This window comes from Vibrio sp. 1CM23M (assembly GCF_023161755.1).
Lineage (GTDB): Bacteria > Pseudomonadota > Gammaproteobacteria > Enterobacterales > Vibrionaceae > Vibrio > Vibrio coralliirubri.
On record NZ_JALNTR010000009.1, the window covers coordinates 1 to 16,263 of the forward strand.

The window sequence follows — 16,263 nt, forward strand, 5'->3', positions numbered from 1 at the left end:
TGTTTTACCGTGGTCAACGTGGCCGATAGTACCAACGTTTACGTGCGGTTTCGTACGTTCAAATTTTTCTTTAGACACAATCGTGTTCCTTCCTAGTTATGATTCGCCACGTTCATTATTGAGCGAGACGCGCCAGAAATTGCTATTTTATGCGCCAACTCTCGTTAGCGCAATATTTGGACGCATTGTTCTTTCAAAAAATGAAAAAAAATGCCTTCCTTTTGTTTAACCACGCTCTGCAATGATTGCTTTTGCAACATTGTTAGGCACTTCAGCGTACTCACTAAACTCCATAGAGTAAGAAGCACGACCTTGTGTCGCAGAACGTAAATCAGTTGCGTAACCGAACATGACAGACAACGGAACTTGTGCACGAATTATCTTCAGGCCAGCTGTCCCCTCGTCCATACCTTCGATGATGCCGCGACGACGGTTAATATCGCCAACAACGTCACCCATCCAGTCTTCTGGAGTAGTTACTTCAACTTTCATCATAGGCTCAAGCAGAACCGGTTGCGCTTCAAGTGCACCCGTTCTGAAAGCCATAGAGGCAGCGATTGTAAACGCCATCTCACTTGAATCTGTTTCATGGTAAGAACCATCATATAGTGTAGCTTTGATATCCAAAACTGGATAGCCAGCAAGCACACCATTGTTCATCTGCTCTTCAACGCCTTTAGCAACTGAAGCGATAAACTCTTTCGGTACGATACCATTGGCAATTTCATCCACAAAGACAAAGCCTTCGCCAGCTTCTGATGGTTCCAGTTTCAGCCATACGTGACCGTACTGACCTTTACCACCATGTTCACGGATAAATTTACCTTCCGCTTTCGCTGTACCACGAATAGTCTCACGGTAAGCCACTTGCGGGTTACCAACGTTGCAGTTCACGCTAAATTCGCGCTTCATACGGTCAACGATGATATCTAAGTGTAGTTCACCCATACCAGAAATCAGAGTCTGGCCAGTTTCCGCATCCATATCAACGCGGAACGATGGGTCTTCCGCTGCTAGTTTACCTAGAGCGATAGTCATTTTATCTTGATCAGCTTGAGAGCTTGGCTCTACAACGATCTGAATAACTGGATCTGGGAACTCCATGCGCTCAAGAACAATCTTATGGTTCTGGTCACAAAGGGTTTCACCAGTAGTCACATCTTTCAGGCCAATGATGGCAGCGATGTCACCTGCTCGTACTTCTTTTACTTCTTCACGCTTGTTTGAGTGCATTTGAACAATGCGACCTAAGCGTTCACGTTGTTTCTTCACAGAGTTGTAAGCTGTTTTACCGCTTTCAACAACACCAGAGTAAACACGGATGAAAGTTAAAGTACCAACGAATGGGTCTGTTGCGATCTTGAATGCTAGCGCTGAGAACGGTTCTTTGTCGTCCGCGTGACGCTCTGCTTCGTTCTCGTCTTCATCGATGCCTTTAATTGCAGGTACATCGACTGGAGAAGGAAGGAAATCAACAACTGCATCTAGAACAGCTTGTACACCTTTGTTTTTGAATGCACTACCACAAGTAGCAAGTACGATTTCATTATTAAGGGTACGAGTACGAAGACCTTGTTTGATTTCAGCTTCTGTTAGTTCACCTTCTTCAAGGTACTTATCCATCAGCTCTTCATTTGCTTCTGCAGCAGCTTCAACAAGTTCTGTACGATATTCTTCAGCCATTTCTTGCATGTCTGCAGGAATATCTTCGTACGTGAAAGTCATGCCTTGATCAGCTTCGTTCCAGTTAATTGCCTTCATCTTGATAAGATCGACAACGCCTTGGAAGTTTTCTTCAGCACCAATGTTCAGTTGAATTGGAACAGGAGTTGCGCCTAGGCGGTCCTTGATCTGTTCAACTACGCGCAAGAAATCTGCGCCGGTACGGTCCATTTTATTAACGAAAACCATACGCGGAACTTGGTACTTATCAGCTTGACGCCATACTGTCTCTGACTGAGGTTCAACACCAGATGAGCCACAGAACACAACAACTGCACCATCAAGTACACGCAAAGAACGTTCTACTTCGATTGTGAAGTCAACGTGTCCAGGAGTGTCGATGATGTTGATACGGTGGTCCGAGAACTGAGCTTCCATACCACGCCAAAACGTAGTGGTTGCTGCTGAAGTGATCGTAATACCGCGCTCTTGCTCTTGCTCCATCCAGTCCATGGTTGCTGCACCATCGTGAACTTCGCCGATTTTGTGAGAAAGACCGGTATAGAACAGAATACGTTCACTTGTGGTTGTTTTACCTGCATCTACGTGAGCAACGATACCGATATTACGGTATTGCTCTATAGGAGTTTTACGAGCCACGGTTGAATCCTCTTATTAGAGACTTAGGGACTATTGCTATGTCTAGATTATGCCTTAAAAGCGATGCTTCGCTAAAAATTGCTTGCCCTAGAAATAGCAATAGTTCCTAGCATAAGCATAGGAACTAAAGAAGTGCTGCAAGGAACCTTGCAGCACTAAAAAGGTATTACCAACGGTAATGTGCGAACGCTTTGTTTGCGTCAGCCATGCGGTGAACGTCTTCACGTTTCTTAACCGCAGTACCTTTGTTCTCAGACGCGTCTAGCATTTCAGCAGCTAGGCGTTGAGCCATAGATTTTTCACCACGCTTACGCGCAGCTTCAACTACCCAACGCATAGCAAGAGCGTTACGGCGAACCGGACGAACTTCTACAGGTACTTGGTAAGTTGAACCACCTACACGGCGAGATTTAACTTCTACCGCTGGGCGAACATTTTCAAGAGCTTCTTCAAATACAGCTAAGTGGTCTTTACCAGACTTCTCAGCCATTGAATCTAGTGCAGTGTAAACGATTTTTTCTGCAGTAGATTTCTTTCCGTCAACCATAAGGATGTTAACGAATTTTGCCAGCAATTCAGATTTGAACTTAGGATCTGGAAGGATCTTACGCTGACCTATTACGCGACGACGTGGCATGGATATTCTCCGTTGTCTTCTTCAGGTTTTTTCCAAAACTTTTCAGAATAATAAATAAAATAGTGTTTGGCCTTACTTAACGATTTCTTTTTAAAAAGAGAATCAATTAAGACTTAGGACGTTTCACACCGTACTTAGAACGACCTTGTTTACGGTCGTTAACGCCAGCACAGTCAAGTGCGCCGCGAACAGTGTGGTAACGAACACCCGGAAGGTCTTTTACACGACCGCCACGGATTAGTACAACACTGTGCTCTTGTAGGTTGTGGCCTTCACCGCCGATGTACGAAGTTACTTCGAAACCGTTAGTTAGACGTACACGACATACTTTACGTAGTGCCGAGTTAGGTTTTTTAGGTGTAGTAGTGTAAACACGAGTACATACACCACGTTTTTGTGGGCACGCTTCTAGTGCAGGCACGTTGCTTTTAACAACTTGCTTTACACGAGGTTTGCGAACCAACTGGTTAATAGTTGCCATTAACTAGCTCCTGAAATTTACTTGAAAGTAAGCTTTGTGAAAAATCTATCCCTAATCACAAGTCGTAATTAGGGACGCAAAATTCTATTCAGCAGTGGGAGGTGTGTCAAGAAATATACAGATCTTTTTTAGCCGTCTAGAGCTCAGGATGGTCTACTTTTAACCAAACTGATAAAACACAGCTACCAAGTGACTGATTTGTCGTTCAAAACCGTCAGTTTAACGAAGCCATCGAAGTCAACTTGATCAATGGTACTTGAGACAAGTAGTTGTAAACCTCGGCTATCGAGATCTGGTTTTAACACCGACACCTGCTCTACTGCGCAGATTTGAGTGAATAACTCATGATTGGGAAGGCAAACATACACCGCATCTTCCACCAAAAGATACTGATCTTGTGGCTGAGAATAGGTCAATGCGAGTTTAAGTTTGTCGACTGATTTTACAATATGAAGCATAGCGTCCCCTAGAAAGTCAGTATCTGTTGGCACTGAGCTAACTTCTGCGTTAACTCGTCGGCTTCAACGGTGGTCACATCGATCAGCAGGTTGTCTGCTGAAAGACCAAACTGACTCAGACTACGCTGACACACATACACCTGTTCGATGTCGTACAGGTCCATAAGTTTGAATGCAGAGATGTAGTCACGCGATAGTGTTTCGTCGGGCTGCTGCGCTTTGAGAAGCTGTGTCACGCCATCGCCAACAAAGAACACGGCGATGTCTTCACTGTATGCGGACGCAGCAAGCAGGGCGTCTAACCCTTCTCTACCCGCAGCGGTCGTATGAGGGAAACTGTTAAATATAAAGGCTAACTTTCTCAAAACTGCACAACCCTATCTTGCGTTAGTAGCGCTTCCGATAAGCTCCCTAATCCGGCTTGAGTAAATCCAGTGGCTAGGTTAGAGGCACTTAGTTGATGTTGCTCTGCTTCTTCAGAGCTAATCACTCCGCGTCTTAGCGCAGCTGCCACACAGGTTTCAAGGCTAACATCGTGTTCATCAGCCAGCTTTTGCCAAGCAGAAGCTAAATCAAATTCATCGTTAGCCGGTACGGTAAGGTCTGAGCCGTTACTCACGCCATCTTGATAGAAGAACACACTGTGAAGTTTGTGGCCCTGTTTAATCAGAGCCACGGCAAACTGGTAGGCACTTCTTGCTGACTGTGAGCCATAGACTGGCCCATTCACTAGGAGTGTATAGCTTAGCAACCCTCTTCATCCTCTGTTTTACGTTGGCGGATGTATAGGTACACGGTGTGCTTAGAGATGTTCAGTCGCTCAGCAACGCGGTTGATCGCGTCTTTAATATCGAAAATACCTTTGTCGTACAGCTCCATCACGATCTGACGGTTCTTAGTATTGTTCGATACCGATTTGTCAGCGTTAATTTCTTCAATGGTGCGTTCAACCGTTTGGTCGACAAGTTCTTCAACGTCACTAGCGAAGTTAACCGATGATGCGGCTTCGTCTGCGTCTTGCGTAGGCATGAACGATTGCAGTACTTGTGAGAATGGCGCGTCTAGATTCACGTTAATACACAGTAGGCCAATCACTCGGTCTTCACCGTTGCGGATAGCAACCGTGATCGACTTCATCAACACTCCGCCTTTAGCGCGAGTGAAGTATGAACGTGAGAAGTTACGTTTAGAACCTTCAATATCTTTTAGCATCTTCAATGCAAGATCGGTGATCGGCGAACCAACCTGACGACCTGTATTTTCGCCGTTGGCAATTTTAATCGCAGAAGTATTGAGGTCTTCTAAAGAGTGCAAAACGATTTCACAAAACGGACCAATAAGGCTCGCAATACCGTCAACAACGGCCTCATAAGATCTTAGAATGATTTTATCGTGTTCACTGAATGGCATAACGTGGACTGATTCCATTTCAAGTAACACATCTGCATTGACTGTTTCTGTAGTAGTCACTTATTCCTTACCTTCGTGTGAAAAATCAACAAATTTATGTAAGTTTATCAGAAAATTTTAATTGCACACCTAGCTAACATTGCAACTAGTGATTTAGAACAAGTTTAAAAATCAAATACTCATCTTCAAATCATAAAAAAAGCCTAACTCAAAGTTAGGCTTTTTATTCAATCAACGTATTTTAGTACGAGGCTTTTAACCGATATTACTGTGCAGGAGCTGCTTCAGCGTTATCGATGTTTAGTAGTTCTACTTCGAATACTAGCGTTGAGTTAGCAGGGATAGTCGGTGTGTCTTGCTCACCGTATGCTAGCTCTGGCGGGATAACGAACTTGTACTTAGAACCAACTTGCATCAGTTGTACGCCTTCAGTCCAGCCTGGGATTACGCGGTTTAGTGGGAATGTTGCTGGTTCGCCACGATCGTAAGAGCTATCGAACTGAGTACCGTCTGTTAGCGTACCTTTGTAGTGTACTTGAACCGTATCAGTGTCTTTTGGAGAAGCACCTTCACCAGCAGTCATTACTTGGTAAAGTAGACCTGATTCAGTTTGCTTAACGCCTTCAGTTTTAGCGAACTCAGCGCGGAAGTCATCACCGGCTTTCTTCACTTCTGCAGATTTTTCTGCCGCTTGTGCTTGCATCGTTTCAGCAACACGCTTGTCTAGAGCTTCAAGAGCTGCGCGAGTTTCTTCTTCGTTGAGTGCTGTTTTCTCTGCGAATACGTCTTCGATACCTTGAAGAACCATATCTTTGTCTAGGTTGATACCTAGCTCGCTTGGCTTATCAATGCTTGTGCTTAGGTAGTTAGCGAAAGATACACCGATTGCGTAAGCCGCTTTGTCATCTTCTGTTTTAAAGTTTACTGCTTCAACTTTAACTTCTTCTACCTGTGGAGCTTCTGCCTTTGGTTCTTCTTTCTGACAACCAACTGCTAGCATAACCGTTGCGGCAAGCAGTGATACTTTTAAAACTGATTTCATTGAATTCTCCAATTAATGGCCAAGCCATTGGTTATTGTGCACAAATCTAATGATTAGATTGGTGTGAATACGTTAGTTATAACAATATACTAGTCATATGTCTTTCGACACAAACCGGATTATTAGATGTGATGCGAATATTTTTCCACTCATTGCTATGTACAATTGTCATCACCTTGTTAAATGGTTGCTTTTTCTTCCAAGATGATGAGCAGCGTTGGGAAATTGAGCCCAATGGTGCCACCAGCTTTGCACTCAGCAGAGATGGACGCTTCGCCCTGCTCTACTCTCAGCAAAAGCAGCTGCTCCTTTGGGATCTCGCCGAAGACCAAGAGTTGGCTCAACTTGGCCCACAAGACCAGTTAGAAAACCAAGTATCACGTATCCGTATCTCGGACAATGGCCGTTTTGCCATCACCGCGAGCCAAATGAACTTCGCCGTTTGGGACCTATCTTGGACTCAAGCACAAGGGCTCTGGTCTATCTCCGACGGCTTGATTCGCGATGTCGATATCTCTAGCAATGGTGAAAAAGTACTGCTTGGCCTTTCTAATGGCAAAGCCATCTATGTGGACTTAGTCACCGGACGCCGTCTGGAGTTCCTCGCTCACCGAGAAAAAGTGAATTCTGTGTCCCTTTCATCCAATGGACGCTACGCCTTATCCGGTGGTAACGACTACAAAGCCTACCTTTGGGATACCGAGTCGGGCTTGGTATTGCGCACCTTTGAGCATGAACAAAGAGTAGTACGAGTCGCGCTACAACGCGATGGCGAGCTGGCTTTTACTTCTGACGGCGGCAATCAAGCGATGATTTGGGATCTTGAAACGGGTGAACCTCAAGCACAACTACAAAGCTGGTCTCGACAGTTGATTTTCTCGAGTGCTCGTTTTTCTGATGACGGCAGCATGTTGGTGACGGGCACGCCATCCAGCCAAGTGAGTGTGTGGAATACTCAGGATGGCAAACGAATTTCTCGCCACGATGCTGAGCCACTAAAAGATGCTCGCCCTCCTCGTGCGGTAGTGTATGATGCAGCCTTTGATGATAAGAACCGTGTGATATCGGGCACCTCTGCGGGCATTGCCCAAGCTTGGAATGTGGATTAAGAACGATGACAGAAAAGCGAGTTGAACAACTAGAAAGCCGCGTAAATGACCTAGAGTGTCAGTTAGCTTTCCAAGAACAAACCATTGAAGAACTCAATGAAGCGCTTAGCCAACAACAAATGTTGATCACGAGAATGCAAGACCAGATGAAGTTCGTGGTTGGCAAAGTGAAAAATATGGATGGCTCTAATCTAGCTGACGCATCAGAAGAGACGCCACCTCCACACTATTAAGTGCGGTTCAAAATAACGAATTGATTCTAGCGACGCATATCGCTAGTTTCTCGTCCTCAATGTGTAAACACATTTCAGGACGGGACATAGAAAACTAAAAGGGCGACAGATACTTATCTGTCGCCCTTTTGTTTATTCCATCTCAGTGAATAAGCTAAAGCCAATTAAGCCGATACCAATTTAATCATCGGCATAAATCTTCACTTCAACACGACCTTGAGTATCAACGCTTGCACGATACATCCCAGAGCTGTTCATACCAAAATGAATATCGCCTTGGCCATCAATAGCGATCAAGCCACCTTCTCCACCCATAGTTTTCAATTCACCTTGAATGATCGTTTCACAAGCGGTGTGCACATCTTCTTTCAGGTAACGCATTCGTGCTGCGACATCACTGGCGACCATTTTACGTAGGAAGAACTCGCCCATCCCGGTTGTTGAAACAGCAACGTTGCCATTTTCAGCGATGGTTCCCGCCCCAATAATCGGAGAATCCCCCACACGGCCGTATTTCTTATTGGTCACGCCACCGGTACTGGTTGCTGCTGCTAAGTTACCCGCTTGGTCTAATGCGACTGCACCGACCGTGCCGTACTTTTTGTCGTCGGGGTATTTCTCAGCTTGCTGTTCATCATATTTCGCTTCAGACAGAGCAAAGATGCCTTTCTCTTTCATCGACTGAAGTTGGTCATAGCGGCGCTCAGTAAAGAAGTAGTCTTGCTCGGTGAAGGTGTACTCATGCTCAAACGCAAACTTCTCGGCACCTTCACCAATCAGCAACACATGGTCGCTTTTCAGCATCACATCACGCGCAAGCTCAATTGGATTTTTGATATGGCGAACGCCTGCAATAGCACCCGCATCCATTTCGCGGCCGTGCATCACAGAAGCGTCCATCTCAACAAATTCATCATGCGTCAAAACAGAGCCCTTACCGGCATTAAAGTGCGGGCTGTCTTCCATCACCTTGACTGACGCAACCACCGCGTCCAGAGCATCACCACCCGATTGCAATATTTGATAACCAGCCAAAACCGATTTTTCCAAAGCCTCGGTAATACCCGCTTTTAATTCATCGCTCATTTGCTCGCGCAAGATGGTTCCTGCACCACCATGAATGGCAATTGAAAAAGGCTGTGACATACAAACTCTCCACTGACGTCGTCTTATAATATTGTGCTATCAATACCACATCCATGGTTCTATGTCTGATAGCGAAAACCAAACTTTTACGAATGCTTAGATTTGCGGACACTTAGTTTGGTAGAGAAAAGCGAGGTCAAAAAGCGAGGCTCTTAAACGTAAAAAGCCTCCACAAGGGAGGCTTTCAAGATTCTTAAACTAAACCGTTAATTCGGTATTAGTGAGAACCACAGCTACCGCCGCCGCAGCAGCCGTCTTTTTTCTCTTCACCGTGGTCATGGCCTTCGCCACCACAGCAACCGCCTTCGTGGTCATGATCGTGGTCGTGACCGCCACAGCCGCCTTCTTGGTGTACGTGACCGTGTTGAACTTCTTCTTCAGTCGCTTCACGAACCGCTACAACTTCAACGTCAAACGTTAGAGTTTGGCCAGCTAGCATGTGGTTACCATCAACAACAACTTCGTCGCCATCTACTTCAGTAACTTCTACTGGGATTGGACCTTGGTCAGTATCCGCTAGGAAACGCATGCCAACTTCGATTTGCTCAACACCTTGGAATACGTCAGCAGGAACACGTTGAACTAGTGCGTCATTGTGTTCGCCGTATGCGTCTTCTGGAGTAACAGTTGCAGAGAACTTGTCGCCAGCTACTTTGCCTTCAAGCTCTTTTTCAAGACCTGTAATTAGGTTGTTGTGACCGTGAAGGTAATCTAGTGGAGCTTCTGCAGTTGATTGGTCAACTACTACGCCATCTTCAAGTTTCACTTGATATGCAACACTAACTACTACGTTCTTTTCAATTTTCATGAGAGCTCCAAGGAGGTTTGGACTAAGCTCGAACAGTTGAGCTTAGGAAAAATTCTGTACCGGGATATTATGGGGATCAATTAACGAAACTCAATCATTCTGGCTTAAAAATACCGATCATTTCTTGATTCGCGTGTTCAGATTTCTCTACAGTTTTCGGTTTACGCTGTTCTGAGAAGTCACAATCGACACATTCCACCAGCTCGATATTGTTTTCAATCCACCAACGGAGTGTGTCTTGAGTGTTGCAACTTGGGCAGCTTGCCCCTGCGATAAAGCGTTTTTTCTGTTTCACGTTCATATCCTTTACTACTCTGGATTCGCAGTTCTTCCCACCCACTTTATTGAGAAGTTAAGCAGAGACCGCGTTTATTATTAGATTGGTTCTTTAGTCTGTGATTTCTATGCCCAAGCTTCATTTCTAAGCTCAAGCATGAGTTATCACTTCAAGCTACTGCCAATAGTTTCGAGATTGGTGATCGTTTTCCATCTCGTGTCCAAAGATCTCTTCAAGCTCTTTACGAGCCTCTTTCGCTCTTTGGGCTAACTCGGCATCTTCGTTATGCTGAGGCAACAGCTCTTTCAGCATACCATTATCCAACTTTCTAAAGTGTGCTTCTGCTCGCTTCGCTTTATATGGATGCATGCCAAGTTCAGTCAATGTTTGACGACCTAAATCCAATGCTCCAAGGAAGGTTTCACGAGAGTAGTTACTCACACCGTGGTTAAGTAATTGATACGCTTCAACACGGCTTCGTGCACGCGCCAAGATCTTTAAGCGTGGGAAGTGCTGCTTACATAAATCGACGGTTTTCATGATTTCATCAGGGGAGTCCGTACACAGCACAATCGCTTCTGCTTTATCAGCACCGGCTGCGCGTAATAGCTCTAGGTGAGTCGAGTCTCCGTAAAATACTTTGTAGCCAAACTTTCTCAGGATATGGATTTGGCTGGCATCACTCTCAAGAACGGTAATACGAATCTTATTGGCGTACATCAAGCGACCAATGATCTGACCGAAACGACCAAAGCCAGCAATGATCACTCGAGGGCTGCGATCGACCACATCCGAAGACATCGCACTTTCGCTGATTTGGTTCAGTTGACGAGCAAAGAACTTATCTTGCAGCTTAAGCATCAATGGCGTAGTCACCATAGATAGACTCACCACTACCAGTAAGAACGACACTTGTTCGCCACTTAAGATGCCTTGAGCACTCGCCGCAGTAAAAATAACGAAAGCGAACTCACCACCTTGACTGAGAATCATCGCCATACGACTACGCGCTTTAGCCTGAGTACCAAAGATACGAGCCAACGCGTACAGCACTAGGCCTTTCAACACCACTAGGGCCAATACAGCAATCAGTATCGCGAATGGGCTTTCTGCCAATAAACCTAGGTTTACCGCCATACCAACCGAGATAAAGAACAGACCAAGCAATAACCCTTTGAATGGGTCAATCGCGATCTCAAGCTCGTGTCGATATTCACTTTCAGCAAGAAGCACGCCCGCAAGGAAGGTACCTAATGCCATCGACAAGCCAATCTGTTGCATGATTACAGCAATACCAATCACAAGTAACAGCGCCGCGACGGTGAACAACTCGCGTACTCCACTCATGACTACATATCGGAACAGTGGTCTCAACAAGAAGTGGCCACCGACCAGCAGACCAATCACGCCACCCAACATCCATAACATGTCAGCCCAGCTACCGCCGGTATTGCCCGCAAGCAAAGGCAACATCGCTAGCATTGGAATAACGGCGATATCTTGGAAAAGCAGTACTGCAAAGCCTGACTGCCCTGCTTCTTTGCCACCAAGCTCTCGCTCTTCAATAACCCGCAAGGCAATCGCGGTGGAAGACAGCGCCAAGCCCATACCTATCACTAGGCTGGTTTGCCAGGTTAATCCAAAGAGACAGGCGATGGCGGTAATAATCAGAGTGGTGATCAGCACTTGCGCGCCACCTAACCCAAGAATGGGGGCTCGCATCTGCCACAATTTTTTCGGGTTAAGTTCGAGACCAATCAGGAAGAGCAGCAGTACCACCCCGAATTCGGAGAAGTGCAGAATCGCTTCTACATCACTGATTAGGCCAAGTCCCCATGGGCCAATTGCCACACCCGCTAATAAGTAACCGAGTACTGAACCCAAACCGGCGCGCTGTGCGATAGGAACCGCAACCACAGCAGCCGCTAAAAATATAACGCTACTTTGTAGAAAATCATTAGTCAGAGCCATCATCTGCTCCTATATCTTGTAGCGGGTCTCGCAACCAGTTTCGATACGCTTCGGCGTGTTGGTAACGCGTCATATCGGTGACATTTCGTGCCCAGTGTAAAACCAAAGGGGATATCCAATTCATCTGACACAAAGCAGCGGTGAGCTCGAATGGTTGCAAGATCTCTTGTAATGGATATTTATTATAGCCTGCGGCACCAAACGCCTCTTCTTTACCACCGGTAGTAATCACACTGCGCCAGTGTTTGCCTTTAAGCGCACTTTGCTCACCAAACGCAAAACCCTTGCCTAACACGCGATCAAACCACTCTTTTAACAATGAAGGGCAGGAATACATAAACAGAGGATGTTGAAACACGATCACATCATACTGAAGAAGCAATTCATGCTCATAAGGCACATCGATAAAGAAGTCAGGGTAGATGGCGTAGAGATCATGAACTTTGACATGACCGAGCGACTCTACCTTCTTAACCATCATCTGATTAGCAATAGAGGTTTGCGGCTCTGGGTGCGCGTAGATGATCAACACCTTTGGCACGACTTTGTCTGTCGAGGGAGTATTACTCATTCCTTTGAAACATTCCTTTGAGGGCTAAACGGTGGCAAGGCCACAAGAATTTAAGCAAAAGTTATTAATATGTTATTGACATCATAACGCAAATTGCATTGTGATCGACTTTTATCTGGTTTCAGCCTACTATGCAGGCGTCTGTTCACCTCTAATTTCTATGCTACTTCAATTATGATTACTTTCTCTGATATTCAATTGCTACGCGGCGGTAAGCCACTCCTCGACCAAGCATCTGCGACTTTTCACCCTGGCGACAAGATCGGTTTGGTTGGTAAAAACGGTTGTGGTAAATCTACGCTGTTCGCCTTAATTAAGGACGAACTGTCTATTGATGCTGGCTCATTCAGTAAACCAGCCCATTGGGAAATGGCTTGGGTTGCTCAAGAAACACCTGCATTAGAAAGAACAGCAATTGAATACGTGATTGATGGCGATCGTGAATACCGCGGCCTTGAAGATCAACTAGAGAAAGCTGAACAAGCCGACAACGGCACATTGGTAGCAGAGATCCATGGCAAGATTGAAACCATTGGTGGTTACAGCATCAAGGCACGTGCTGCCGAGTTACTGGACGGCCTAGGCTTTAGCCAAGAACAAATGACATGGAACCTGACTCAATTCTCAGGTGGTTGGCGTATGCGTTTGAACCTAGCGCAAGCCCTACTGTGTCGCAGTGACCTATTGCTACTCGATGAACCTACCAACCACTTGGATTTAGACGCAGTAATGTGGCTAGAACGTTGGTTACAAAGCTACCCTGGCACACTAGTACTTATCTCGCACGATAGAGACTTCTTAGACCCTATCGTCAACCGCATCGTGCACGTTGAAAATCAACAGCTCAATGAGTACACGGGTAACTACTCATCGTTCGAAACCCAACGAGCGCAAAAACTGATTCTGCAACAAGCGATGTACCAAAAGCAGCAGAAACAGATGTCTCACATGCAGAGCTACATTGACCGTTTCCGTTATAAAGCGTCAAAGGCTCGCCAAGCGCAAAGCCGTATTAAAGCGTTAGAGAAAATGGAACAAGTGCTGCCTGCTCAGTTTGATAACCCATTCAGCTTTGAGTTTAGAGAACCAGACGCACTACCAAACCCAATCATGATGATGGACGAAGTCTCTGCGGGTTACGATGACAACCTGATTCTAGAGAAGATTCGCTTGAATCTAGTGCCGGGCAGCCGTATTGGTCTACTTGGTCGAAATGGTGCTGGTAAATCAACACTGATTAAACTGCTTTCTGGCGAACTGAAACAGCAAGGCGGTGAACTGAGTTATTCGCAAGGCGTTAAGATTGGTTACTTTGCACAGCACCAATTAGAGACTCTGCACCCTGAAGAAACACCACTGCAACACATGATGCAGATTGCCCCTAAGCACACCGAGCAACAACTGCGTGACTACCTAGGTAGCTTTGGCTTCCAAGGTGAAAAAGCACTCGACAAGGTGGCGCCATTTTCGGGTGGCGAAAAAGCGCGTTTGGTATTAGCGCTACTGGTATGGCAAAAGCCGAACCTGTTGCTACTCGATGAACCAACCAACCACTTGGATCTCGACATGCGTCAAGCGCTGACTTTTGCCCTGCAGACGTTTGAAGGCGCAATGGTTATCGTATCGCACGACCGTTACCTACTGCGTGCGACTACCGATGATTTATACCTTGTACACGACCGCCAAGTAGCACCGTTTGATGGTGACTTAAGCGATTACTACAAGTGGCTAACCGAACAGCAGAAAGTTGAGCGCAAAGAAGCACAAGCATTGGCACCAGCCAAAGACGGCGCCAACAGTGCAGCAGCGAAAAAAGAGCAGAAACGTAAAGAAGCCGAGTTCCGTAAACTGACGGCACCACTTCGTAAAAAGCTGACTCAATTTGAAAAGCAGATGGATAAATTAACGCAGGCTCTTGAAGAAGCTGAGCAAGAATTATCCGACACTTCACTGTATGAAGCTGAAAATAAGGCTAAACTGAATAAAGTACTCGCTCTCCAAGCGAGCAGTAAGTCACAGCTAGAAGAAGTTGAAATGGATTGGATGTCCACTCAAGAAGAGCTTGAGCAGATGGAACAGGATATGGATAGCTTATGAGCCCAGAGCACGCCCCAATATCACTAACACTGGAACGACTATGGCAATTTAGCCTTCAGTATTACAGTGTGCGCGGTGTAAAGGATGCGTGCCTAGCTTTGCAAAACCAGTTCCACGGCAACGTCAATCTACTGCTGCTTCTCAAATGGCTTGATGAGCAGCAATTGTCTTTTGCAGAAGAAGAGTGGCATAAAGTTCAACAGTGTTTGAGCCGCTCTGAAACCCTGCTTCATAGTTATCGAGAGCTACGTAAACACCTCAAAGCACACGTTGTCGACTCGCTATACCGTGAAGCCTTGCAGTTTGAGTTACAGCTTGAGAAGCAACAACAATCCGATCTTGTCGACTGTATTAACTCCCTACAACTGTACGCTAATCAGCAATCACCGCTCGCTTTTCAGTACTGTCGTTTATTAGGGGCAGAAAACCTCTACGACGCTTTTTCTGAACCAGCACCTCAGCCCTAGCTCGTTCTCTTTCCTTTTTATTCAATCAAGATCCAAGCTTAACCTTGATATTATTCAACCGGTTACCTACAGCCTGTTTTTGAATCTCGTATAAGTGAAAGCCTTGCGCTTATGCCAAGAATCAACCAAGCTCAAATAAAAACGTGGGCGTTCCGTTACAAATTCGACATTTACCAAAGCCCATAAAAGAAGCATGGATCGTTTTTATGACAATATTTACCGCAGCCGCTGGTCTCTCTAATCCGCACTTACAAACCTTAGTGCCACGGTTTATTAGGAAGCAGGCGCTGTTTCATCCTCACTGGCAAACCTTAGAAACACCCGATGGTGACTTTCTTGATCTTGCTTGGAGCGAATCACCAGACGGTGACACCTCAAATAAGGATGATCGCAGTAGCAAGCCGATATTCGTTCTATTCCACGGTTTAGAAGGTAGCTTTGAGAGCCCTTATGCCAATGGATTAATGAATGCGTTTGCTAAAGATGGTTGGTTGTCCGTGATGATGCACTTTAGAGGCTGCAGCGGAAAACCCAATCGCCTGGCTCGCGCTTACCATTCAGGTGAAGTCGAAGATGCGCGTTTTTTCCTAAGACACCTGCACGCCCAGTTTCCGAATAACCCTAAGGTTGCGGTTGGCATATCTTTGGGTGGGAACATGCTGGCGAACTATTTGGCTGAGTACGCAGACGACCCATTGCTGTCGGCGGCGACCATCGTATCTGCTCCTTTTGACTTAGCGTGTTGCTCTAGTCGCATTGAGCGTGGTTTCTCCAAGCTCTATAAGAAGTACCTACTCAACTCTCTAAAATCGAATGCGCTAAAAAAGGTTAACCTGCTACAGGAAAAACTTGGCATCACCGCTGAAGCCATCAAGAACATCACCAAACTGTATGAGTTTGATGAACGAATCACTGCGCCTCTGCACGGCTTCAAAAATGCCCAAGATTATTATGCTCAATGTTCTGCGCTGCCTAAACTCAATAAGATCAAACTACCGACCCAGATCATTCATGCCAAAGACGACCCTTTCATGACCGATGATGTGATCCCAAAGTTCGTTCTGCCCGATAACATCGATTATCGACTGTTTCAAAAAGGCGGGCATGTTGGGTTTATTACTGGTAGCACACTCAAGCCAAGGTTTTGGTTAGAAGAAGCCTTGCCTGCCTACTATGAAAGTATCCAAGATTCGGCATAATGACCGAGCCTTAGTAAATAGAAGCAAAACATTAC

18 protein-coding genes are annotated in these 16,263 nt (G+C 45.8%); 5 read left to right on the plus strand and 13 right to left on the minus strand.

The window, feature by feature from the left end:
* Positions 1–225 precede the first annotated feature (225 nt).
* From fusA to fkpA, 8 genes are all read right to left on the minus strand, one after another.
* Positions 226–2,322: an elongation factor G gene (gene fusA / locus MSG35_RS19935; protein WP_017061101.1), complete on the minus strand. Its 2,097-nt coding sequence runs from the start codon at positions 2,320–2,322 to the stop codon at positions 226–228.
* Positions 2,323–2,488: 166 nt separating this feature from the next.
* Positions 2,489–2,959 carry a 30S ribosomal protein S7 gene (gene rpsG, locus MSG35_RS19940; protein WP_010435163.1) on the minus strand — a complete coding sequence of 157 codons (471 nt, stop codon included), beginning with the start codon at positions 2,957–2,959 and terminating at the stop codon, positions 2,489–2,491.
* Positions 2,960–3,065: 106 nt separating this feature from the next.
* Entirely contained in the window at positions 3,066–3,440 is a 375-nt protein-coding gene (gene rpsL, locus MSG35_RS19945) for a 30S ribosomal protein S12 (RefSeq protein ID WP_004737194.1), read from the minus strand.
* A 182-nt stretch (positions 3,441–3,622) separates the two neighbouring features.
* On the minus strand, positions 3,623–3,898 hold the full coding sequence (tusB, locus tag MSG35_RS19950; protein ID WP_017063711.1) for a sulfurtransferase complex subunit TusB: 276 nt from the start codon (positions 3,896–3,898) through the stop codon (positions 3,623–3,625).
* 8 nt (positions 3,899–3,906) lie between these two features.
* Entirely contained in the window at positions 3,907–4,263 is a 357-nt protein-coding gene (gene tusC, locus MSG35_RS19955; RefSeq protein WP_017063710.1) for a sulfurtransferase complex subunit TusC, read from the minus strand.
* Positions 4,260–4,649, minus strand: coding sequence for a sulfurtransferase complex subunit TusD (tusD, locus tag MSG35_RS19960; protein ID WP_017063709.1), 390 nt, complete (start codon positions 4,647–4,649; stop codon positions 4,260–4,262). Before tusD ends, tusC begins: the two co-directional genes overlap by 4 nt.
* On the minus strand, positions 4,643–5,368 hold the full coding sequence (locus MSG35_RS19965) for a transcriptional regulator (protein ID WP_004729851.1): 726 nt from the start codon (positions 5,366–5,368) through the stop codon (positions 4,643–4,645). The genes tusD and MSG35_RS19965 overlap by 7 nt, the downstream gene beginning before the upstream one ends.
* A gap of 205 nt (positions 5,369–5,573) precedes the next feature.
* Positions 5,574–6,350: an FKBP-type peptidyl-prolyl cis-trans isomerase gene (gene fkpA, locus MSG35_RS19970; RefSeq protein WP_017061105.1), complete on the minus strand. Its 777-nt coding sequence runs from the start codon at positions 6,348–6,350 to the stop codon at positions 5,574–5,576.
* A gap of 131 nt (positions 6,351–6,481) precedes the next feature.
* Here fkpA and MSG35_RS19975 point away from each other — a divergent pair, with 131 nt between their 5' ends.
* Positions 6,482–7,459, plus strand: a complete 978-nt coding sequence (locus MSG35_RS19975; protein WP_017063707.1) for a PQQ-binding-like beta-propeller repeat protein — start codon at positions 6,482–6,484, stop codon at positions 7,457–7,459.
* A 5-nt stretch (positions 7,460–7,464) separates the two neighbouring features.
* Positions 7,465–7,692, plus strand: coding sequence for a SlyX family protein (locus tag MSG35_RS19980; RefSeq protein ID WP_009848930.1), 228 nt, complete (start codon positions 7,465–7,467; stop codon positions 7,690–7,692).
* A gap of 180 nt (positions 7,693–7,872) precedes the next feature.
* Here MSG35_RS19980 and MSG35_RS19985 read toward each other — a convergent pair whose 3' ends face one another.
* The 5 genes from MSG35_RS19985 to kefG all read right to left on the minus strand — a co-directional run bounded on the left by MSG35_RS19985 (position 7,873) and on the right by kefG (position 12,465).
* A complete protein-coding gene (locus MSG35_RS19985; RefSeq protein ID WP_050052680.1) occupies positions 7,873–8,838 on the minus strand; it encodes an isoaspartyl peptidase/L-asparaginase in 966 nt (321 codons plus the stop codon).
* A 217-nt stretch (positions 8,839–9,055) separates the two neighbouring features.
* Positions 9,056–9,646 carry a peptidylprolyl isomerase gene (gene slyD / locus MSG35_RS19990; RefSeq protein ID WP_017061108.1) on the minus strand — a complete coding sequence of 197 codons (591 nt, stop codon included), beginning with the start codon at positions 9,644–9,646 and terminating at the stop codon, positions 9,056–9,058.
* Between the two features lie 94 nt (positions 9,647–9,740).
* A complete protein-coding gene (locus MSG35_RS19995; RefSeq protein WP_004737184.1) occupies positions 9,741–9,941 on the minus strand; it encodes a YheV family putative zinc ribbon protein in 201 nt (66 codons plus the stop codon).
* 156 nt (positions 9,942–10,097) lie between these two features.
* Positions 10,098–11,894, minus strand: coding sequence for a glutathione-regulated potassium-efflux system protein KefB (kefB, locus tag MSG35_RS20000; protein WP_050647111.1), 1,797 nt, complete (start codon positions 11,892–11,894; stop codon positions 10,098–10,100).
* Positions 11,881–12,465 (minus strand): glutathione-regulated potassium-efflux system ancillary protein KefG, encoded by a 585-nt coding sequence (gene kefG / locus MSG35_RS20005; protein ID WP_017061111.1) that lies wholly within the window; start codon positions 12,463–12,465, stop codon positions 11,881–11,883. Before kefG ends, kefB begins: the two co-directional genes overlap by 14 nt.
* A gap of 174 nt (positions 12,466–12,639) precedes the next feature.
* Between kefG and MSG35_RS20010 the strand changes: the two genes are divergently transcribed.
* The 3 genes from MSG35_RS20010 (at position 12,640) to MSG35_RS20020 (ending at position 16,228) form a co-directional block, all read left to right on the plus strand.
* The gene (locus MSG35_RS20010; protein WP_017061112.1) at positions 12,640–14,562 is read left to right on the plus strand and encodes an ABC transporter ATP-binding protein; all 1,923 of its coding nucleotides are present in this window, start codon (positions 12,640–12,642) and stop codon (positions 14,560–14,562) included.
* Positions 14,559–15,029, plus strand: a complete 471-nt coding sequence (locus MSG35_RS20015) for a TIGR02444 family protein (protein ID WP_048605369.1) — start codon at positions 14,559–14,561, stop codon at positions 15,027–15,029. Before MSG35_RS20010 ends, MSG35_RS20015 begins: the two co-directional genes overlap by 4 nt.
* Positions 15,030–15,235: 206 nt before the next feature.
* On the plus strand, positions 15,236–16,228 hold the full coding sequence (locus MSG35_RS20020) for a hydrolase (RefSeq protein WP_248384872.1): 993 nt from the start codon (positions 15,236–15,238) through the stop codon (positions 16,226–16,228).
* The last annotated feature ends 35 nt before the right edge of the window (positions 16,229–16,263 follow it).